Source organism: Propionibacterium australiense, from assembly GCF_003666605.1.
Lineage (GTDB): Bacteria > Actinomycetota > Actinomycetes > Propionibacteriales > Propionibacteriaceae > Propionibacterium > Propionibacterium australiense.
In genome coordinates this window covers 24,933-44,212 of record NZ_RCIV01000009.1, presented here as the reverse complement: position 1 = coordinate 44,212, position 19,280 = coordinate 24,933, and the positions used below count along the sequence as shown (strand labels likewise).

The following is a 19,280-nucleotide window of genomic DNA, read 5'->3' as shown; positions in this document are numbered from 1 at the left end:
CGAGGGGAGTCCTCGTGGCCAGCTCATCGCCTCGTCATATAGCGGTCGAGGCGGAAAGGGAAAAGAATGCTCATCGCACAGCGCCCGACCCTGTCGGAAGAGGTCGTCAGCGACTTCCGCTCACGGTTCGTCATCGAGCCCCTCGAGCCCGGCTTCGGGTACACGCTCGGCAACTCGCTGCGCCGCACGCTGCTCAGCTCGATCCCCGGCGCCTCGATCACGTCGATCAAGATCGAGGGCTGCCAGCACGAGTTCTCCACCCTGCCCGGGGTCGTCGAGGACGTCACCGAGATCATCCTCAACCTCAAGGGTCTGGTGCTCTCGAGCGAGGAGGACGAGCCCGTCGCCATGTATCTGCGCAAGTCGGGATCCGGTGAGGTCACCGCCGCCGACATCGCGGTTCCGGCCGGTGTGGAGGTGCACAACCCCGAGCTGCACATCGCCACCCTGGCGGACAACGGCTCCCTCGAGGTGGAACTCGTCGTGGAGCGGGGGCGCGGCTACGTGTCCAGTGCCCTGAACAACGATCCGGACGCCGAGATCGGGCGGATCCCCGTCGACTCCCTCTACTCGCCCGTGCTGAAGGTGAGCTACAAGGTCGAGGCCACGCGCGTCGAGACGCGGACCGACTTCGACCGGCTCATCGTCGACGTCGAGACCAAGCCCAGCATCCTTCCGCGCGATGCCGTGGCCTCCGCGGGCAAGACCCTCGTCGAGCTCTTCGGCCTGTTCCGCGAACTCAACGTCGAGGCCGAGGGTGTCGAGATGGGCCCGAGCCCGGTCGACGAGCAGCTGGCCGCCGACCTCGCCCTGCCCGTCGACGACCTGCACCTGTCGGTGCGCTCGTACAACTGCCTCAAACGCGAGGGCATCCACACGGTGGGCGAACTCGTCAGCCGCTCCGAGCAGGACCTGCTCGACATCCGCAACTTCGGTTCGAAGTCGATCGACGAGGTGAAGGAGAAGCTGGCCGAGCTGGGACTGTCCCTCAAGGACAGCGCCCCCGGTTTCGACCCGCTGGCGGCCGCGGACCGCTACGAGGACGAAGAAGAAGACGGCGCCGACTACGCCGAGACGGAACAGTACTGATCTGTGCGCCCCGTGCGCGCCACATGATTTGGAGATTTGAACATGCCCAAGCCCACGAAGGGTCCCCGCCTCGGCGGCAGCGCATCCCACCAGCGGATCATCCTGGCCAACCTCGCCAGCCAGCTGTTCGAGCACGGCCGGATCACCACCACGGTGACCCGCGCCCGCCGCGTGCAGCCCCTGGCCGAGACCCTCATCACCAAGGCCAAGCGCGGTGACCTGCACAACCGCCGTCTCGTCGCCAGGACCATCCGCGACAAGGAGGTGCTGCGTCACCTCTTCGACGACATCGCCCCGGCCCTCGAAGGCCGCGATGGTGGTTGCACCCGGATCACGAAGATCGGCAACCGTCGGGGGGACAACGCCCCGATGGCCGTCATCGAGATCATCACCGAGCCGGTCAGCCCGAAGAAGAAGGCCGCTGCCAAGGCCCCCCAGACCGCTGCCGAGACGGTCGAGGCGATCGAGGATGCCGCTGCCGACCAGGCCGAGGCCGCTGCCGAGGACCAGGTTGAGGAAGCCGGCATTGACGCCGAGGAGGTCGAGGCTGCCGAGGAGGAGCATCAGGACGAGGCCGCCGAAGCCGAGACCGAGGCGGACGAGGAGAAGTGAGCCGCTGACCCGCGACGCGCCGTCCAGCCGTGATGCCCGGCCCCCTCAGGGGCCGGGCATCACGCGTTCCCCGCCTCGTGGTCGGCGTTGGCGGGAACAGGCCTGGCGACGACGTGAACAGGGCGAGGCCCCACCCGATCCCCGAGGGGGAGGAACCGGGTGGGGCCTCGTCTGCTCTGCTGGTGGTGTCGGTCAGGCCGCGCCTGCGCAGCCCCAGGGGGACAGGCCACGCTGAGCGTAGAGCCGGTTGGCGACGGTGATCTGCTGCTCGCGGGTGGCCAGGTCGGCGCGGGGCGCGTAGTCGCCGCCGCCGGCCCCAAGCCAGGTCTGGCTGTCGAACTGCAGACCGCCGTAGTAGCCGTTGCCGGTGTTGATCGACCAGTTGCCGGAGGACTCGCAGGCGGCGATCCGGTCCCACATGTCGGCTCTCGACAGGTCGAGGCCGTCGGTGGAGCCGGTGTTGCCGGCGGACTTGGTGCCGACTCTGACCTTCTTCGTCACGGGCTCGGAGGTGACCTTCTCGGATTTGCTCGTGCGGCTCTCCTCGACCCCGTCGACGATGACGACCTCGTACTCGACGTCCTTGGAGCCGTCCCGGCCCTCCTGCGTCACCTTCTCGGTGCCGGCATCGAGCGTGTCGTCCTCGGTCTCCTCGGTCTCGTAGGGGACCTTCTCGGTCTCGGTGACCTTCTCAACGGTGACGCGCTGCACTTGGACGCGCATGTCCTTGGTCACCGGGGTCGCCAGATCGGCGTTCACCCGGTCCTTCTCGCCGAGGCTGATCCCATTTGTGGCGAGCAGATCGGCGACGGTCTCGTCGGTGGAGACCAGCTTGCGCTCATTGCCATCGGCCACGATCGTGACGTTCTTCGGGGTCACCGCGGTGACCGTGATGCCCTCACGCTCGATCCGGGTGTCCCGGTCGATCGAGATGCGGGCGTCCTCGGCGACGCCGAGCGAGTCGAGCACGTCATCGAGGCTGGTGGAGGTGGTCCACAGCGAATTCCTGGTGCCGTCGATGGTGGCGTTGACGGGGCGGCCGTAGTTGACCGAGACCTGCTGACCGTTGGTGATCTTCGCGTCGAGCGGATGGCTGACGACGTCGTGGGCCTCGTCGAGGGTGATGTCGTGGGCGTTGAGCAGGTCGGCGACCGTGCCGCCGAGCTGATGGGTCTCAGTGCTCTCGCCGTCGACGATCAGTTCGACCTCGTTGTTGGCCAGCGCGATGCTGAAGCCGCTCGTGAACAGGGTCGCTGCGCCGACGCAGGTGGCGACCGGGGCGGTCCATGTCTTCTTCACGCGTTCAGACTCCTGGAGTTGGAAGAACGTTCTCTCGTCACATGGGGCGTGGGGAAGTCGCACCGATGGATGAGCATCAGTCTAAGACAAGGCTGAGAAAAATGGAAAAAGACCCCCATTGAGCCCTGAACTCGCCGGTCACCCGGTCTGATAACCGGCTTGCTGATAAAACCCCTGACCAAATACGGGGGAGGGTCTCCCCGCACGGTGCGGGGAGACCCTCGATCGGGAAAACTGTTGCCCTAAGTTTCCTGAGAGATCGCTCTCATCGACTCGATTCAGGCGTTCTTGGCGGCCAGGAAGCGTTCGGCGACGTCATTCCAGTTGACGACGTTCCACCAGTTCTTGACGTAGTCGCCCTTGACGTTCTTGTACTGCAGGTAGAAGGCGTGCTCCCACATGTCGAGCTGGAGGATCGGGACGGCGCCGGCCGGCAGGTTGTTCTGGTGGTCGAAGAACTGCAGGGTCTGGATGCGGCGGCCCAGCGGATCCCAGACCAGCGAGGCCCAGCCCGAGCCCTGGATGCCGGTGGCGGCGGCGTTGAACTGGGCCTTCATCGCGTCGAAGGAGCCGAAGAACTCGGTGATGGCCTCGGCGAGCTCGCCCTCGGGCGACTCGGGGCCGGAACCCTTGGGAGCCATGTTCTGCCAGAAGACGGAGTGGTTGACGTGACCGCCGAGGTTGAAGGCCAGGTCCTTCTCGAGCTTGTTGATGGTGCCGAAGTCGCCGGACCCGCGGGCCTCCGCCAGCTTGTCGAGGGCCGTGTTGGCCCCGTCGACATAGGCCTGGTGGTGCTTGTCGTGGTGGAGTTCCATGATCTCGCCACTGATGTAGGGCTCCAGAGCGGAGTAGTCGTAGGGCAGTTCCGGAAGCGTGTAGATGGCCATGTCTCCTCATTCCGCCCTCGGCGCCTGCTGCGCGAAGGGCTCGTCGCTGTCATCTGCGACAACATCGGGGCGGTGCCCGTCTATTCCCGGGCCGCGCTGCGGCAGCCGGACCACGGATCGTTCATCCGGCCGATCCGGCGGCGGATTGGATGAACACCCTATTCCCTCTGGGGAGGGATGCGTACTTTCCCTCCGGGGAGGGATCCGTACCCACTTGAAGGGCCGCCATGATGGAGTCATGAGCACATCACCGACGCCGCAGGGCCATCCGGTCCCGCAGGGCTCCGGCTCGACGGGCCGGCCCGCCCCCGGGGCCACCCAGCAGTCGCAGCAGGCGGGCGCATCAGCCCCGCTGATCCCGCCGCAGGCGGCCCCTGCCGGCTGGCCCCGGCCTGCTCCGGGCTGGGCACCCGCACCCGCTGCGGTGAACCCGCGGGCCGCCCTGTCGATCCGCGGGCTGGTGAAGTTCTTCGGAGCAAAGTGCGCCGTCGCCGGCATCGACTTGGACGTTCCGGCCGGCTCCCTGTTCGGACTGGTCGGCCCCAACGGTGCCGGCAAGACGACCGCCCTGTCGATGGCGACCGGCCTGCTGAGACCCGACCAGGGGCAGGTGCTCGTCGCCGGGCACGACGTCTGGGCCGACCCGGCGGCCGCCAAGGCACTCATGGGCGTCCTGCCCGACGGGCTGCGCACCTTCGACCGGCTCAGCGGCCGAGAGCTGCTCGAGTTCGTGGCCCGCATGAACCGGCTCGACCGCGCCACCGCCGGCCAGCGGGCCGAGCAGCTGCTCGTCACGCTGGGGCTGGCAGGCGACGGCGACAAGATGGTCTGCGACTACTCGGCGGGTATGACCAAGAAGATCGGTCTGGCCTGCGCCCTCATCCACAATCCCCGTCTTCTCGTGCTCGACGAGCCCTTCGAGTCCGTCGACCCGGTCTCGGGCGAGACGATTCGCCAGATCCTGCACCGCTACACCGCCGGTGGCGGCACCGTCGTCATGTCGAGCCACGTCATGGAGCTCGTCGAGACGCTGTGCGATGCCGTGGCCGTCATGGCCGCCGGCCGCATCCTCGCCGCCGGCCCGACCGATGAGGTCCGCGCCGGCATGCCGCTCCAGCAGCGTTTCCTGCAGCTCGTCGGCGTCCACCAGACGAGTGGGGGTGAGTTGTCGTGGCTGGATACCTCGCCCGGCTCCAACTGAAGCTGGTCTGGCGCGGCGTCACCGCCACCACCGGACGCATCGTCGCCTCGGCCATCGTGCTGCTCTACGGCCTCGGCATGCTCGCCCTGCTCGGCGCCGGCATCGTCGCGCTCGGCATCGACGAGGCCGCCTCCGTCCGCGGCCCGGTCCTGACGGTGGCCATGGCCGCCGTCACCCTCGGCTGGCCCCTGATGGCCGTCGTCAGCGGCGGCGACTCGAATCTGCTCGACCCGGCCCGTTTCGCCCTCATGCCCCGCAGCGGCCGTGAACTCGCCCCGGCCCTGTTCGCCGCGGCCGTGCTCAGCCCGGGCGCGCTCGTCGTCGGCATCATCGCACTCCTCGTGGTCACCGCATGGCGCTCCGAGCCGCTGCCGGCCCTGTTCGCCGCGGCACAGCTGGTGCTGGGCATCCTCACCAGTGTCCTGCTCGTGCGCGTGCTGCTGGCAGCGCTCGGCCCCCTTCTCGGCAGACGGCGCGTGCGCGAGCGGCTGGGGGTCGTGCTGCTGCTCGGCGTCATCGGCGCCGGTGTCGGCTCACAGTTCCTCTCCTACGACCGGGCGGGCGTCCTGCTGGGGCCGGAACTGCTCGTCATGGTCACCGCGGCCGCCAGGATCGCCCGCTGGACGCCCTTCGGGTGGTGCTGGTCGCTGTCCTGGGACGCCCAGCAGGGCGCCTGGCCGGTCCTGCTGGTGCACGTCGTCGCCTCGCTCGTACTCATCGTGGTGCTCGCGAGCTGCTGGGTGCGTCTCATCGACCGGGCCCTGGTGAACCCGGTCATCCGCGACGAGGCCGCGCGGGTCAAGGGCTCACGGCTCGACGAGCTGCTGCCCTCTGGGCTCATGGGCGCGCTCATGGGCCGTGAGCTGCGCTACTGGCGCCGGGACCAGCGGCGGTTCGTGCAGCTCATCAGCATCGTCCTCGTGCCCCTCGTGATGGTTTTCCCGGCCGTGCTGGGCGACCAGCGGGAGATGATCGCGCTGGTGCCGTACATGTGCGCGGTGGTGACCTCGGCGGTCTCGGCCTGGGGACTGAGTTACGACGGCTCGGCCTTGTGGATCATCGCGCTGTCGCAGGTCTCCGCCGTCCAGGATCGAGCGGCCCGCGTCGCCGTCGTCGCGCTCATGAGCGGACCGGTCCTGCTCGCCGGCCTCGTCCTCGCGCTGGTCCTGGCGCCCGGCTACGACGTGCCGGGCCTGGTCGGCATGGCCGTCGGGACGTGGCTCGTCTCGCTGGGCACCGGCACCTGGGTGGACGCGATGTGGCAGCAGCCCATGCCGCCGCCCACGGCGAGCGTCTTCAGCCGCAACCCGGGCAGTACCTCGGAGACCTTCGTCGGGTCGATGCTGACGATGATCATGCCGGTCCTCGGCGGGGCGCCCTCGGTCCTCCTGTTCATCCTGGCCACCGTCACGGGACGGCCGGTGCTGGGCTGGGCCGGGCTGGCGGTCGGGCTGCTCGTCGGGGTTCTCGCCTGCTGGGGCGGTGTCGTGCTGGCCGGCCGTCGTCTGGACAGACGCTGGCCGGAGGTCCTCGGCAAGGTCAAGGAGCGTCTCACCTGAACCGAGTGGGGGCCGGGACCGCCGGGAGGTTGTAACCTCGACCCTGCATGCCGGTGCGCGATCATGCCCGCGCATGGCAGGCGCGGATGGGGGAGTGGTGTCGAGCAGGACCAGGAGCGGGGCCGGTCCCGGCCGGCTGCCACCAGGCGGTGTCCGGCTCGCGGGTCGGACCGTGCATCCCTGGGCCTGGTGGGCCTGGGCCCTCTGCGCGGCGGCGACCGTCAGCCTCACGACCAATCCCTGGCTCATCGGGCTCGTGTGTGCCGCCGTGCTCGCCACGGTGCTGCGCCGCCGCAGCGACGAACCATGGGCCCACTCACTGGGCGTCTACCTGTCGATGGCCGGCTTCGTGCTCGTCATGCGCATCTTCTTCGCCACCTTCTTCAGCGCCACCCGGTCCGGCACGCTGCTGTGGGACCTGCCCCAGCTGTCGCTGCCCGCCTGGGCGGCGGGGATACGTGTCGGCGGGCGGGTCTATCTCGAGCCCTGGCTCATGGCCTGCTTCGACGCGATGCGCCTGGGGGCGATGCTGCTGTGTGTCGGGGCCGCGAACACCCTCGCCAACCCGCGCAGGGCGCTGCGCAGCGTACCGGCCGCCCTCTACGAGGTCTCGGTGGCCGTCGTCATCGCACTCACCGTCGCCCCGCAGATGGTCGAGTCGCTGGCCAGGGTGCGCCGGGCCCAGCGCCTTCGTGCCGGGGCCGTCACCGGCTCCGGCGGTCTGGCCCGTCTGGTCATCCCGGTTCTCGAGGACTCGGTCGAACGCGCCATGGGACTGGCCCGGAGCATGGAGTCGCGGGGTTTCGGCCGGACACGGCCGGGTCGCGGCTCCTCGTGGGGGACCCTGCTCGGACTGCTCGGGGCGGTCTGCCTGGGCCTGGGGGCGTTCCTCATGCTGGGCAGCAGCTGGCCGAGCCCGGTGTGGATCGGGCTGCTCGCCGCCGGAGCGCTGGCCTTCGGCGCGGCCCTGCGCCTGGCCGGCCGGCGTCTCCAGGTCACCCACTACCGCCCCGATGACTGGTCACGGCCCGAGTGGGTGGTCCTGGCCAGCGGCGTCGTGGCCGTCGCGGCGACGGTCGGGGTCGGGCGGCTGGCGCCTGCGGCGCTGAGCGTCTCGATGCCGCCGCTGGTCCTGCCGGCCCTTCACCTGCTCTTCGTGCCCATAGCGGCCGCCCTGGCCGCACCTGCCGTCCTGACCCCGCCCCCGCCCCGCGTCTCGGACTGGCTCGCCTGGGCCGCCGAGCGCTCGCGGTCGGACCAGGGTCAGAGCGGCGAGCCGGGTGGCCCCGACGCCGAACGGCTCCGTCCCCGAGGTGAGGTGTCATGATCGACCTGACCAGATTGTCGGTGAGCTACCCGGGCCGCCCGGCCCCCGTGCTGTCGGACGTGAGCCTGAGCATCGACGAGGGCGACCTGGTGCTCGTCGCCGGCCGGACCGGGACCGGCAAGTCGACCCTGCTGGGCGCCGTCAACGGTCTCGTGCCGCGCTTCACCGGCGGGCGGATGAGGGGCGCCGTCACCGTCGCCGGACGCTCCACCACCGGTCACGCGGCCCGTGACATGGCGGACCTCGTCGGTTTCGTCGGCCAGGACCCGCTCGCCGGATTCGTCACCGACGTCGTCGAGGAGGAGATCGCCTACGGCATGGAGCAGCTGGGCATCGCACCCGACGCGATGCGCAAGCGCGTCGAGGAGACCCTCGACACGATGGGCATCGCCGACCTGCGCCGCCGCAGCCTGCGCAGCCTCTCGGGCGGTCAGCAGCAGCGCGTAGCCATCGCCGCGGTACTAGCCGCTCAGCCGCAGGTGCTCGTCCTGGACGAGCCCACGTCGGCACTCGACCCGACCGCCGCCAGCGACGTGCTGGCCGCCATCGGCGCTCTCGTCTGGGACGCCGGACTGACCGTCGTACTGGCCGAGCACCGGCTCGAACGCGTCATGAAGCAGGTCGACCAGGTGCTGTGGCTGCCCGGCGACGGCCGCGCCGAGCTCGGCCCGCCGGCCGATGTGCTCGCCCATGCGGACGTCGTCCCGCCACTCGCCCAGCTCGCCCGAGCCATCGGCTGGGCCCGGGTACCGCTGTCGGTGCGGGATGCCCGGCGGTGGGTCGGGCGCGAGCACGTGGAACCATGCGTCATCGAGCACGATCCGGTGCCGGTGGGGCGGACCACCGTGCGCGCGAGAGGACTGAGTGTCGCCTACGGGCCCATCGTCGCGATCGACGGCGTCGATCTCGAGCTCGCCGCCGGCCAGGTCACCGCCCTCATGGGCCGCAACGGGGCCGGCAAGTCGACGCTGCTGTGGGCGCTGCAGGGCGGCCGGCGCAGCACCGGTGAACTCACCGTGGCCGGCGCCGACCCGCGCCGGCTCGGCGCCCGGGCCGCCCGCCGACTCGTCACGCTCGTGCCGCAGACCGCCGCCGACCTGCTCTACCTGCCCACCGTCGCCGCCGAGTGCGCCCAGGCCGACAAGGACGCCGGCGCGGCCCCCGGCGCCACCCGGGCGCTGCTCGAACGACTGGGCATGGACCTGCCGGAGCGGACCGACCCGCGTGACCTGTCCGAGGGGCAGCGGCTCGGCCTCGTCCTGGCCATCCAGTTGTCCGCCGGCGCCGAGGTGCTCCTGCTCGACGAACCCACCCGCGGTCTCGACTACGAGGCCAAGCACCGGCTGCGCGCCGTGCTGCGCGCCCTGGCGGCCCACGGGGCCACGGTGCTCGTCAGCACCCACGACGTCGAGTTCGCGGCCGCCGTCAGCGACCGGACGATCATGATGGCCGACGCCCAGATCGTCGCCGACGGCCCGAGCCGGGAGGTCTGCGCCGCCTCACCGAGCTTCGCCCCGCAACTGGCCCGGGTCTTCGCGCCACGTCCGGTCCTCACCCTCGATGACATCGACTGGAGGGCGGCAGGGGGTCGCGGTGATGAGTCGCAGTGACCGCCGCCGCGGTGCCGTCGCGGTGAACTGGCGCTCGGGCGTCGCCCTCGCCGTGGCCGCGCTCATTGGACTGGCCGTCTTCTGCTGGCCGCTCGTCGCGCCCTCCGGTGACGTCGCCGCCTACTCGGGCCGGGCGCCGTTCGTCTTCGCCCTGGTGCTCCCGGTGATCCTGGCCCTGGTGCTCGTCGAGCTGTCGAGCGGCGCGATCGACGTGAAGGCGCTGGCCATGCTGGGGGTGCTCACCGCCATCGACGCGGTCCTGCGTCCGCTCAGTGCCGGCACCGCGGGGATCGACCTCGTCTTCTTCCTCATCATCCTGGGAGCCCGCGTCTTCGGGGCCGGCTTCGGTTTCATCATGGGCGCCCTGGTCATGCTCGTCTCGTCCCTGCTCATCGGCGGCGTCGGGCCGTGGCTGCCGTACCAGGCGCTGTGCTGCGGCTACGTGGGGCTCTTCGCCGGCCTCCTGCCCCGCCGGGTGCGCGGGGCGGGCGAGATCGCCATGCTGTGCGGCTGGGGCATCGTCGGCGCCATGGGCTACGGGATCCTCATGGACTTCGCCTTCTGGCCCTATCACGCCGGCACGAGCGGGCTGGGCTGGGACGCCGGGGCCGGCCTCGGTCACAACCTGCACACCTTCGCCCTGTTCGAGCTGGCCACCGGCATGGGGTGGAACGTCGGACGCGCCATCACCACCACGGTCGCGATCGTCCTGGTCGGCCCGGGCGTGCTGAGGGTGCTGCGCCGGGCGGACCGCCGGGTCTTCTTCGAGGAGGCCGGCGGACCGGCCCCGAGCGGGGCCCCCGCGGATGCGGGCGCCTCACTCAGGGCACACGGTGTCGCTCAGGAGGCGGAGGACTGCGCCGAGGAGGGGGACTGATCCGCATCCTCCGCGGCAGGCGTCTCGTCCGCGTCGCCCGTCGCCGGCACGGACGTGTCGATCTGCGGGGCGGCGTCGCCCTCGATGCCCTCAGGCGTGCAGGTGGTTCCGTAGCACCAGCCCTCGATCCAGCCGCCCTCGGGTGCATAGGTGTCGGCGGACTCCTGGGAGTAGAACCAGGTGCCCGCGGGCTCGGCGTGGTAGTAGTTCCAGTACGCATCGGAGCTGATCGAGCACTCGGCCGGGTAGCCGTCGATCTGGCAGATGAACTGGCTGCCGCTGTCGCGGGCGATCGCCAGGCCGGCAGCCTCGAGCGCGGCGGCGCCGTTCTCGGGCTCGCCGACGCACTGATTGGCCAGCACCTCGCCCTCGTCGGTCGAGACGACCAGCCAGACCTGGCCCGCCCCGGTGCATTCCTCGACACTCGAGTAGGCGCTGGCCGGGGCCGACGCCGCAGAGCTCTCGCCGGACGACGAGGAGCCGGAGCAGCCGGCGAACGAGACCGCGGCGGCGAGGCTCAGCGCGGCGACTGCTGTCTTCCTGCCCATGGACATGTGTGGGTCCTTTCCCGAGACGCCCGGCGGCCGTCATCGGCGCCCCCCGGACAGCTGGTGTGAAGAATCGGCGTGGCCCCCGGCCCAGGCGCGACGACCAGCGGCGACGTCAGTCCCGATTGTACGGTCCGGCCCCGACGCGGGCCGGCAGGAACCCGGTCAGGACCGGCCGGTGCCGCGGGTCACGTCGAGGACCCGGAAACCCTTGGCGGAGCCCACCCGCACGACCTGCCAGCCCTGCTGCGCCAGCCAGGCGGCCAGCGAGTCGGCCCCGAGGTTCTTGCCGACCACCAGGTGCGCGACGCCATCGGGGGTCAGCCGCCCGAGCCAGGTGTTCAGCAGCTCGTGCAGGGCGGCCTTGCCGATGCGGATCGGGGGATTGGACCAGATCTCGTCGTAACGGACCTGGGGGTCGATGTCCTCGGGAGCGTACGCGGTGACGCGGTCGGCGACGCCGAGGGCCCTCGCATTGGCCGCGGTGAGGGCGACGGCGCGCTCGTTCACGTCGATGGCGTCGACGTGCGCGTCCGGGCACTCCAGCGCGAGCCCCATCGCGATGGGCCCGAAACCACAGCCCAGGTCGAGGAATCGGGCCGGGCGGTTCCGGGGCGGGTCGAGTTCGCGCAGCAGCACGGCCGTGCCCAGGTCCAGCCGGCCCGCGCTGAAGACACCGTCCGCGCTGGCCAGGGTCAGGTCGTGGCCCCAGACGCGGGCGCGGACGGTCCGTGGTCGTCCCTGCCCCGCGGGCGTGACGAAGTAGTGGCTCATCCTCATCCCTCCGTGATGCAGCCGCAGTCGGCCCGGGGCAGGGTGCGGACGGCGCGCGCCTGCTCGACGCGCGCGGCGAGCGCACCGTCGTCCGGGTAGCCGACCTCCTCCAGGCACAGGCCGCCGGGATGCATGACGTGGACCTCGCCGCACCGGCTGGTGCTGGCGGCCAGTTCGTCGATCCACTCCAGGGGCCTGCGGCCGGTGCCGATGGCGACGAGGGCGCCGGTCAGGGAACGCACCATGGAGTGGCAGAAGGCATCGGCGCGCACCAGCAGTTCGACCGTCCCGCACGGATCACCGGCCCTGGCCGCGGTGCAGTCGAGCAGGGTACGGATCGTCGTGGCGCCCTCCCGGCGCCTGCAGAAGGCGGCGAAGTCGCGCAGACCCAGCAGATGAGAACCGGCCTCGCTCAGCAGGGCGGTGTCGATGGTTCCGCGGACGGCGGTGACGTGGCCGCGCAGCAGGGGATCGGGGCGGGACCGCTCGTCCCACAGGCGGTAGACGTAGCGGCGCCACGTGGCGGCGAAGCGGGCGTCGAAGCCGTCCGGCGCCCGGCTGACGCGGTGCACGACGAGGTCGGGCGGCAGGACCCTGCGCAGCCGGTGCTCCAGCACGGCGGGGTCCAGGCCGGCCGGCGCGTCCACGTGGGCGACCTGGCCGCGGGCGTGCACGCCCGCGTCGGTGCGGCCCGCCACCGTCAGATCGGCGGCGGCCCCCAGTCCGGCGATGCGACCGATCCAGCTCGCCAGTTCACCCTCGACGGTGCGCAGGCCCGGCTGGACCGCCCAGCCGTGGAAGGCCGTGCCGTCGTAGCCGATGTCCAGGCGCAGCCGGTGCGTGCCGGGCCGGTCCGTCCCGGACGTCATCGGGGCACCCTGGCCCAGACGAGGTCGCGGATCGTGCGGTCGGCGTTCAGTCCCCGCCGCTCGAACCGGGTGAGCGGACGGTCGCCGCGCGGCGCCCACCCGCCGGGCCGGTCCGGGTACTGGTTGGTGAACAGGGCGCTGGCCCCGAGCACCTCGCACATCTGCTCGGCGTAGTCGGCCCAGTCGGTGGCGAGGCGCCACAGGCCGCCGTCGACGAGGCGGTCGGCGACGAGTTCGGCGAAGGCCGGGTTGACCAGGCGGCGTTTGCGGTGCCGCTTCTTCGGCCAGGGGTCGGGGAAGAGGGTCCACAGCTCGGCCAGCCCCGCGGTGCCGACCAGCTCGCGCAGCCCCTCGGTGCCGTCGGCTGCGACGATGCGCACATTGCGCACCCCGGCGCGGTCGAGCTTGCCCATCGTCGAGGCGATGGCCGGCGCGTAGACCTCGAAGGCCAGCACGTTCATGCCCGGGCGGGCGCCGGCCATGGCGACCAGCGAATCGCCGACCCCCGAACCGATCTCGACGGCCAGCGGGGCCCGGCGCCCGAAACGCTCGGCCAGGTCGATTCGCGTGCCGGGGGCGACCGAGGTCGACATGTCGCCGCGCGGCACGTCGATGAGATAACGGGGCGCCAGGTCGTCCATGGCCCGGTGCTGGGAGAGGTTCATGCGCGGGCTGCGGCGTACGAACGAGACGACACCGCGGCCAGGGTGGTCCGCCGCGGCTCCTGGCCCGGCGGGGACGCCCGGGACGGCGCGTTCGCGGGGTTCGGGCGGATCAACATGGGCTGGCACGATCACCCAGCCTACTTGGTGCCGGCCGGCGACGCCCGACCGTGGCCGGACGCGGTTCGGGGCCGACCCCGGACAGGATCGGCCCCGAACAGGTCGGGCTCGGCTCAGTTCCCCTCGAGATAGGGGGCCGCCTTGTGGGCCGGCATGAGTTCGAAACCGTCCCTGGAACGGGTGAAACTGGCCGCACCGCGGGCGATGCTGCGCAGGTCGATGGCGTAGTCGAGCAGTTCCAGCGCGGGGACGCGGGCGGTCACCGTGGTGAACCCGTCATCGCCCGGCTCCGTGCCGTTGACCTGCCCGCGCCGGTTGCTCAGATCGGTCATCACGGTTCCCAGGTACTCGTTCGGGCAGCGCACCGCGACCGCGTCGACCGGTTCCAGCAGGGCCACCGTCTCGGGCCCTGCGGCCTCGCGCAGCGCCAGGGCGCCTGCCGACTGGAAGGCCATGTCGGAGGAGTCGACCGAGTGGGCCTTGCCGTCGTGCAGCGTGACCTTGATGTCGACCATCGGATGACCACTGATCGTGCCCTTGGCCAGCTGGGCCGTGATGCCCTTCTCGACCGAGCCGATGAACTGGCGGGGGACGGCGCCGCCGACGACCTCGTCGACGAACACGAAGCCGCTGCCCCGCTCGCCGGGCTCGACGCGGATGTCGCAGACCGCGTACTGGCCGTGGCCGCCGGACTGCTTGACGTGGCGGCCGTGGCCCTCCGCCTTGGCGATGAAGGTCTCGCGCAGACCGACCCGTACCGGCGGGGTGTTGACCGAGACCCCGTAGCGTTCCCGCAGCTTCGTCAGCACGAGCTCGCGGTGGGCCTGCCCCATCGTCCACAGGATCATCTGGTCGGTGTCGGGATCACGTTCGACACGCACCGTCGGGTCCTCGATGGCCAGACGGCCCAGGGCCGAGGCGAGCTTGTCCTCGTCGTTGCGTCCGGCCGCCTCGATGGCTGTCGGCAGCAGCGGTTCGGGCAGGGCCCAGGGCTCGATGACGGCCGGGTGCTCGGCGTCCGAGAGGGTGTCCGAGGTGTCGGCCTTGGTGAGCTTGGCGACGTAGACGATCTGGCCCGCCACGGCCCTGGTCGTCGGTGACGTGCCGGTGCCGTCCGGGACGGTGAGCAGGCCGACGCGCTCGGTGTCGTCGTGGTCCTCGCGCCCGTGCCGCACACCGGTCAGCGCCTCGCGGTGACCGGCCACGTGGACGACGGTCTCGGGGGTCAGTACACCGGAGTAGACGCGCACCATCGACAGGTGACCGGCGTAGGGGTCGGCGACCGTTCGGATCGTCTCGGCGAGCAGCGGACCCTCCGGGGACCCGAGCGGCGGGTCGATGGGCTCGTCGCCGAGGTCGGCGATGAGCGGCAGCGTGCGGCGGGTCGGGCGGGGGAAACCGCGGTGGATGAAGCCGAGCACCTCCTCGGTGCCGATGCCGTCCAGGCGCACGGGGATGACCGGGAAGAAGTTGCCGTGGTACATGGCCGACAGCAGCGCCTCGACGACCTGGTCGTTGTTCAGCTCGTCGCCGTTGAAGTAGTGCTCGAGCAGGGCGTCGTCCTCGGACTCGGTGATGATCGACTCGACGTAGTCGGTGCGGAAGTTCTCGATGAGCTCGCGCTGCTCGTCGTCGGCGTCGGTGGTGACGCGGTTGCCGCTCGAGTAGTCGTGCACGTGGCCGGTCAGCAGGCTCATGTTGCCGATGACCTGGCCGTCCGCGTCCTCCAACGGCAGATAGGCCGGGTGCGTGCCGGAGCCGAAGGCCGTGGTGATGGCGTCGAGCGTGGTGGTGAAATCGGCCTTGTCGGTGTCGAGCTTGGTGATGACGATCGCTCTCGGCATGCCGGTCGAGGCGCACTCGGCCCACAGCGAGGTGGTGATCGGGTCGATGCCGTCGGCGGCGCTGATGACGAAGATCGCGCCGTCCGCGGCGCGCAGGCCGGCTCTCAGTTCGCCTGCGAAGTCGGGGTGGCCTGGTGCGTCGAGCAGGTTGATGACGACGTCCCCGTCGGCCGTGTCGTGGTGGTTGACGACACTGGCCAGTGCGAGGGCGCCGGCGCGTTCTGGATCCTCCTTGTCGGGGCGGTAGTCGGGGATACGGGCTCTCAAGAGGTTCTGGAACAACGTGGTCTTGCCGCTGCCGGACGAGCCGACGAGGACCACGTTGCGCAGATCTTCCGGTCCTTGGATCTTTGATGCGATGTTCGCCTTTGGACTCATGTGCACACATTGCCCCGACTTGGCCTCTCTGGCAAGGAGCGTCGACCCGATGTGGGCAGGACGGGCGGAAAAAGAGCGGCCCCGGCTGTTCGCCGGGGCCGCTTGGTGCTCGTGGTCAGCGGGTCGCGCTGGGCAGCCAGACGGTGGACCAGCCGATGATCGGCTCGCCCCAGCCGTCGGCCGGCTCGTCGATCGAGATGAGGCCGACACCGCCGTTCGCGGCGCCATTGGAGTAGACCATGCCGTCCCCGGCATACATGGCGACATGACCGAAGGGATTTCCGGCCGGGCCGCCGTCGTACCAGATGAGGGCGCCGACCGGGATGTTCGTCATGTCCTTGTGCATCTGGCCGGCGGCCTCGATGGCAGCCGCGGCATCGGTGGCGGAGTTCACGCCGGCGCTGCTGTAGCCGTAGAAGGCGGCCGACAGGGCCAGGCACATGTTGTCGTAGTTCTGGTCGCCCACCATCGACTTGGCCTTCTCGATGGCCTCGGCGGTCGACAGCGGCGCCAGCTGGCCGGGGGCTGTGACACTGGACGGATCGACCGTGGTGGAGACCTGCACCGTGATCGGCTCGACCTCGACGACGGCCGGGGTCTCCTCGACCGGCTCCGCGCTCTCGTCCGCGATCGTGTCGGCCTCGGCACCGACCTCGTTGGTGTCGACGGCTTCGGCCTCGACGCTGCTCTGCGGGGTGGCGGTGCCCGAGGCCATGGCGCTGTTGGTGATGGCCAGGCCGCCGGAGACGGTGCCGATCACCGCCGCCAGGCCGAGGCCGGCGGCCATGAAACGAGAGTCGCGGCCCTTGCGGCGGCGCGGCGCGGCCTTGATGAAGGCGCGCTCGGCGGCCGGCTCGTCAATGGTCAGTGAGACAGGCACGACCTGCTCGGCGGCGCGGCGGGCGCGCACCGGCTCGGCGACTGCGAGGGACTCGGACAGTGCCCGACGGGCGGTGGGTACAGTGATGAACTCGTCGCTCCCGAGTGCCCGGCGGGCGGAGGTGGCGGGCATCGCCCGGCGGGCCGTGGTGGCTGCAGTGGTGGTGAGGGTCGCCGAGATCGTGTCGGCCGGCTGCTCAACCAGTGCCCTGCGTGCGCTCATTCAACAAATCCTCACATTTGTGGGGGAGAGCTAAGGGGGTGTTGCCATGCTCCCTGAACCTGTTTCTGAAAAAAGACTAAGACTCTTCAGGAAGCGGGTCAACTTGAGGGCATTTGGTTGCAGTTTTCTCAGACCGTTCCCAGGTAGGAGGACGCTCCCGGGGCTGACCCCTCAGGGTGTCCGGCGCCCGAGGGCCGGGGTGCTGCCCAGGCAGCGCCTCGCCCCGCCTCGGGGACGGGTCGGCGGCCGGTGGGGCTGCTGCTGAGTGGCGGCGCACCGGCGGGTGATGCTACCAGGTGGCGCCACGGCGGCGCACCGTGGCGGCCGACGCCGGCCCTGGTTAGGCTGCCGGCCATGTGGCGACAGCTGAACCGCTGGATCATTCACCCCCTCCTGTGGGCCATCGTCATGCTGGCCATCTTCGCCTTCGTCTCGGTCAAGAACGCGCCCCCCACACAGTCCGATGCGGGTTTCACCGTCACGTCCTTCGACGGCGACTACTCCGCCAGCGAGCAGGGCGGGAAGCTGAGGCTCGATGTCGTGGAGACGATCACGGTGAACTTCCTGGCGCAGGGCCTGCACGGCATCGAACGCACCCTGCCCACCGCCTACGGCAGCTCGGACCTGGGCCTGACCGACGTGGAGGTCACCGACGAGAACGGCGAGCCGGTCAGCAGCACCACCCGCCGCCCTGGCCGAAAGGACACCTCGGACGTGAAGGCCGGTACGGTCAGCGTCCGGATCGGCAGCTCGTCGCGGTATGTTCATGGCACCAGGACCTACGTGCTGCACTACGCCTACGAGAACGCCATGGTGGCGACACGGGACGGCCAGGAGCTCTACTTCGACGTCAACGGCACCGGCTGGGCGGCGAGTATCGCCTCCATCACGGCCACCGTGCACGTCGACCCGGCGCTCGCCGGATCGCTGACCGGCGCCAGGTCCTGCTACCGCGGCGAGGCGGGCTCCACCCAGCAGTGCGACATCGTGAGCACGGCCGACGGCTTCCGGGTGAGCGAGACGGATTTCGAGGCGGGCCAGAACGTGACGATCGCGGTCGGTTTCCGGCCCGGCGCCGTTGCGACGGCCATCACGGCCCCCGGCTCGTCGTCCTTCGTGCTGCTCTGGTCGCCACTGGCCCTCGCCGCCCTTGCCCTCGCCGTCGCCCTGGGCGTCCGGCACAGCCACCGCCACCCGCGTCTGCTGCGCAGGGAATCAGTGCCCGTCAGCGTCGTCCCGCCGGCGAAGCTCTCGCCGCTCGTCGCAGCCGATTTCCTCGGCTACCCGGAGAACGGCATGGCTGCCTGGCTCACCCAGCTCGTGCTGGAGGGGCGGGCCCGGATCCTGCAGGACGAGCCGGCCGGCGACGGCGCCGGCGGCCCGCGGCTGCGCGTCGTCCTGAGCCCCGCGGACGAGTTCTCGAATCGCGAGAGGGACGTGCTCGCGCCGTTCAGCGGCGGCCGGTACGGCGCGAGCCTCGACAAGGCCCACGCCCCGGAGGCGCTCGAGAGGTCCGCGAAGGCGCGTACCTCGATGTTCACCGTCGCGGGGCTGCGTCAGGACAGCTCCCTGCCGTCGGTCCTGTTGTTCGGCGGCATGGTCGGGCTCTACGCGGCGGGCCTGCTCGCCTTCGCCGCCAAGCTGTTCACGAGCGTTGCCGACGCGAGCGACTTCATGAGATTCCTGCTCGTCGGTGTCCTCGCCTGCCTGGGGCTCGTCGCCGCCTCCTACTACGCGCCGACCCATGGGCGCATGACGGACCGGGGCAAGGAGGCGCTCATCGGGCTCGCGGGCCTGCGCGAGTTCATCACGATGGCCGAGGCCGACCGCATCGGGGTGCTGTCCACCGTCGACGCGTCATCGCGGGCCGAGCCCGGCCGGAGTGGTGCCCGCGAGGTCGAGATCACCGAACGGCTTCTGCCCTGGGCGATCGTCTTCGGGTGCGAGGACAGCTGGCGCAAGGTCATCGGTGACCTGCGGGCCTCGGTCCCGCAGGTGCACCTGCCCGACATCGAGCTGCCCGCCGTCGAGATCGGCCGGGGGATGAGCGAGCACTACCGGCGCTACCAGCGGCCCTACTACGCCGACAGCAATTCCTTCTTCGCCACGCGCAGCCCCATCGGGCGCGGCCCCGTCGTCACCGGCATCAGCGATCTCCTCGACAGCTGGTCGAGCGCCCACAGCAGGGACTGGGACGGGGGAGGGTCGCGCTGGACCGGCGGCAGTTTCTTCGGTGGCGGCGGCTCGTCCTTCTCGGGGGGCTCCCGTGGCGGCGGGCACTCCGGCGGCGGCATCGGCGGCGGGGGCGGCCGGGCCTGGTGAACCCCGGTCCGGCGGCGTCGGGCACGGCACGCGCCCGGTTCGCTTTGACCGGGGCAGGGGGAGAGGGTTATTCTTAGTCGCTGTTGCGTCCCCGCCGTGACGGTGCGCCGGTCCGACGAGCCACTCGAGGCCGTCCGAGGCCAGGTCCCGGAGCTGCGGGGCGCGTTCAGAATCCGTAGTAACTAGTGGAAGATGGTCTG

At 70.8% G+C, this 19,280-nt stretch carries 16 protein-coding genes; 8 read left to right on the top strand and 8 right to left on the bottom strand.

Annotation, left to right across the window (positions count from 1 at the left end; genetic code table 11):
* Positions 1–66: 66 nt before the first annotated feature.
* A complete protein-coding gene (locus D9T14_RS08100; protein WP_119161702.1) occupies positions 67–1,089 on the top strand; it encodes a DNA-directed RNA polymerase subunit alpha in 1,023 nt (340 codons plus the stop codon).
* Between the two features lie 42 nt (positions 1,090–1,131).
* Entirely contained in the window at positions 1,132–1,701 is a 570-nt protein-coding gene (gene rplQ, locus D9T14_RS08095) for a 50S ribosomal protein L17 (protein ID WP_119161701.1), read from the top strand.
* 192 nt (positions 1,702–1,893) lie between these two features.
* Here rplQ and D9T14_RS08090 read toward each other — a convergent pair whose 3' ends face one another.
* Positions 1,894–3,000 (bottom strand): resuscitation-promoting factor, encoded by a 1,107-nt coding sequence (locus D9T14_RS08090; RefSeq protein ID WP_170175666.1) that lies wholly within the window; start codon positions 2,998–3,000, stop codon positions 1,894–1,896.
* Between the two features lie 278 nt (positions 3,001–3,278).
* On the bottom strand, positions 3,279–3,887 hold the full coding sequence (locus D9T14_RS08085; RefSeq protein ID WP_119161699.1) for a superoxide dismutase: 609 nt from the start codon (positions 3,885–3,887) through the stop codon (positions 3,279–3,281).
* A gap of 424 nt (positions 3,888–4,311) precedes the next feature.
* Between D9T14_RS08085 and D9T14_RS08080 the strand changes: the two genes are divergently transcribed.
* The 5 genes from D9T14_RS08080 (at position 4,312) to D9T14_RS08060 (ending at position 10,461) form a co-directional block, all read left to right on the top strand.
* Positions 4,312–5,088 (top strand): ABC transporter ATP-binding protein, encoded by a 777-nt coding sequence (locus D9T14_RS08080; protein ID WP_374955787.1) that lies wholly within the window; start codon positions 4,312–4,314, stop codon positions 5,086–5,088.
* Complete coding sequence (locus D9T14_RS08075) at positions 5,058–6,647, top strand: hypothetical protein (protein ID WP_119161697.1); 1,590 nt, start codon at positions 5,058–5,060, stop codon at positions 6,645–6,647. Before D9T14_RS08080 ends, D9T14_RS08075 begins: the two co-directional genes overlap by 31 nt.
* 73 nt (positions 6,648–6,720) lie before the next feature.
* Positions 6,721–7,974 carry an energy-coupling factor transporter transmembrane component T gene (locus tag D9T14_RS08070; RefSeq protein WP_119161696.1) on the top strand — a complete coding sequence of 418 codons (1,254 nt, stop codon included), beginning with the start codon at positions 6,721–6,723 and terminating at the stop codon, positions 7,972–7,974.
* Complete coding sequence (locus tag D9T14_RS08065) at positions 7,971–9,584, top strand: ABC transporter ATP-binding protein (RefSeq protein ID WP_119161695.1); 1,614 nt, start codon at positions 7,971–7,973, stop codon at positions 9,582–9,584. The genes D9T14_RS08070 and D9T14_RS08065 overlap by 4 nt, the downstream gene beginning before the upstream one ends.
* Positions 9,571–10,461 carry an ECF transporter S component gene (locus D9T14_RS08060; protein ID WP_119161694.1) on the top strand — a complete coding sequence of 297 codons (891 nt, stop codon included), beginning with the start codon at positions 9,571–9,573 and terminating at the stop codon, positions 10,459–10,461. Before D9T14_RS08065 ends, D9T14_RS08060 begins: the two co-directional genes overlap by 14 nt.
* Here the strand turns inward: D9T14_RS08060 and D9T14_RS08055 are convergent.
* The 6 genes from D9T14_RS08055 to D9T14_RS08030 all read right to left on the bottom strand — a co-directional run bounded on the left by D9T14_RS08055 (position 10,425) and on the right by D9T14_RS08030 (position 16,758).
* The gene (locus D9T14_RS08055; protein ID WP_119161693.1) at positions 10,425–11,015 is read right to left on the bottom strand and encodes a hypothetical protein; all 591 of its coding nucleotides are present in this window, start codon (positions 11,013–11,015) and stop codon (positions 10,425–10,427) included. The genes D9T14_RS08060 and D9T14_RS08055 overlap by 37 nt on opposite strands.
* 159 nt (positions 11,016–11,174) lie before the next feature.
* Positions 11,175–11,783: a class I SAM-dependent methyltransferase gene (locus D9T14_RS08050; RefSeq protein WP_119161692.1), complete on the bottom strand. Its 609-nt coding sequence runs from the start codon at positions 11,781–11,783 to the stop codon at positions 11,175–11,177.
* A gap of 2 nt (positions 11,784–11,785) precedes the next feature.
* Complete coding sequence (gene truA, locus D9T14_RS08045) at positions 11,786–12,652, bottom strand: tRNA pseudouridine(38-40) synthase TruA (protein ID WP_119161691.1); 867 nt, start codon at positions 12,650–12,652, stop codon at positions 11,786–11,788.
* Positions 12,649–13,443 carry a tRNA (guanosine(46)-N7)-methyltransferase TrmB gene (gene trmB, locus D9T14_RS08040; RefSeq protein WP_232012481.1) on the bottom strand — a complete coding sequence of 265 codons (795 nt, stop codon included), beginning with the start codon at positions 13,441–13,443 and terminating at the stop codon, positions 12,649–12,651. Before trmB ends, truA begins: the two co-directional genes overlap by 4 nt.
* A gap of 104 nt (positions 13,444–13,547) precedes the next feature.
* Complete coding sequence (locus D9T14_RS08035) at positions 13,548–15,656, bottom strand: elongation factor G-like protein EF-G2 (protein WP_119161689.1); 2,109 nt, start codon at positions 15,654–15,656, stop codon at positions 13,548–13,550.
* 115 nt (positions 15,657–15,771) lie between these two features.
* Entirely contained in the window at positions 15,772–16,758 is a 987-nt protein-coding gene (locus tag D9T14_RS08030; protein ID WP_119161688.1) for a hypothetical protein, read from the bottom strand.
* A gap of 354 nt (positions 16,759–17,112) precedes the next feature.
* Here D9T14_RS08030 and D9T14_RS08025 point away from each other — a divergent pair, with 354 nt between their 5' ends.
* On the top strand, positions 17,113–19,080 hold the full coding sequence (locus tag D9T14_RS08025; protein WP_119161687.1) for a DUF2207 domain-containing protein: 1,968 nt from the start codon (positions 17,113–17,115) through the stop codon (positions 19,078–19,080).
* The last annotated feature ends 200 nt before the right edge of the window (positions 19,081–19,280 follow it).

Bases quoted from the DNA above. Each gene is read 5' to 3' on its own strand.
- D9T14_RS08065 (WP_119161695.1), top strand. From the start codon at position 7,971: ATGATCGACCTGACCAGATTGTCGGTGAGCTACCCGGGCCGCCCGGCC.
- D9T14_RS08035 (WP_119161689.1), bottom strand. From the start codon at position 15,656: ATGAGTCCAAAGGCGAACATCGCATCAAAGATCCAAGGACCGGAAGAT.
- D9T14_RS08025 (WP_119161687.1), top strand. From the start codon at position 17,113: ATGTGGCGACAGCTGAACCGCTGGATCATTCACCCCCTCCTGTGGGCC.
- D9T14_RS08030 (WP_119161688.1), bottom strand. From the start codon at position 16,758: ATGAGCGCACGCAGGGCACTGGTTGAGCAGCCGGCCGACACGATCTCG.
- D9T14_RS08100 (WP_119161702.1), top strand. From the start codon at position 67: ATGCTCATCGCACAGCGCCCGACCCTGTCGGAAGAGGTCGTCAGCGAC.
- D9T14_RS08060 (WP_119161694.1), top strand. From the start codon at position 9,571: ATGAGTCGCAGTGACCGCCGCCGCGGTGCCGTCGCGGTGAACTGGCGC.
- truA (WP_119161691.1), bottom strand. From the start codon at position 12,652: ATGACGTCCGGGACGGACCGGCCCGGCACGCACCGGCTGCGCCTGGAC.
- D9T14_RS08070 (WP_119161696.1), top strand. From the start codon at position 6,721: ATGGCAGGCGCGGATGGGGGAGTGGTGTCGAGCAGGACCAGGAGCGGG.
- D9T14_RS08055 (WP_119161693.1), bottom strand. From the start codon at position 11,015: ATGTCCATGGGCAGGAAGACAGCAGTCGCCGCGCTGAGCCTCGCCGCC.
- D9T14_RS08050 (WP_119161692.1), bottom strand. From the start codon at position 11,783: ATGAGCCACTACTTCGTCACGCCCGCGGGGCAGGGACGACCACGGACC.
- D9T14_RS08085 (WP_119161699.1), bottom strand. From the start codon at position 3,887: ATGGCCATCTACACGCTTCCGGAACTGCCCTACGACTACTCCGCTCTG.
- rplQ (WP_119161701.1), top strand. From the start codon at position 1,132: ATGCCCAAGCCCACGAAGGGTCCCCGCCTCGGCGGCAGCGCATCCCAC.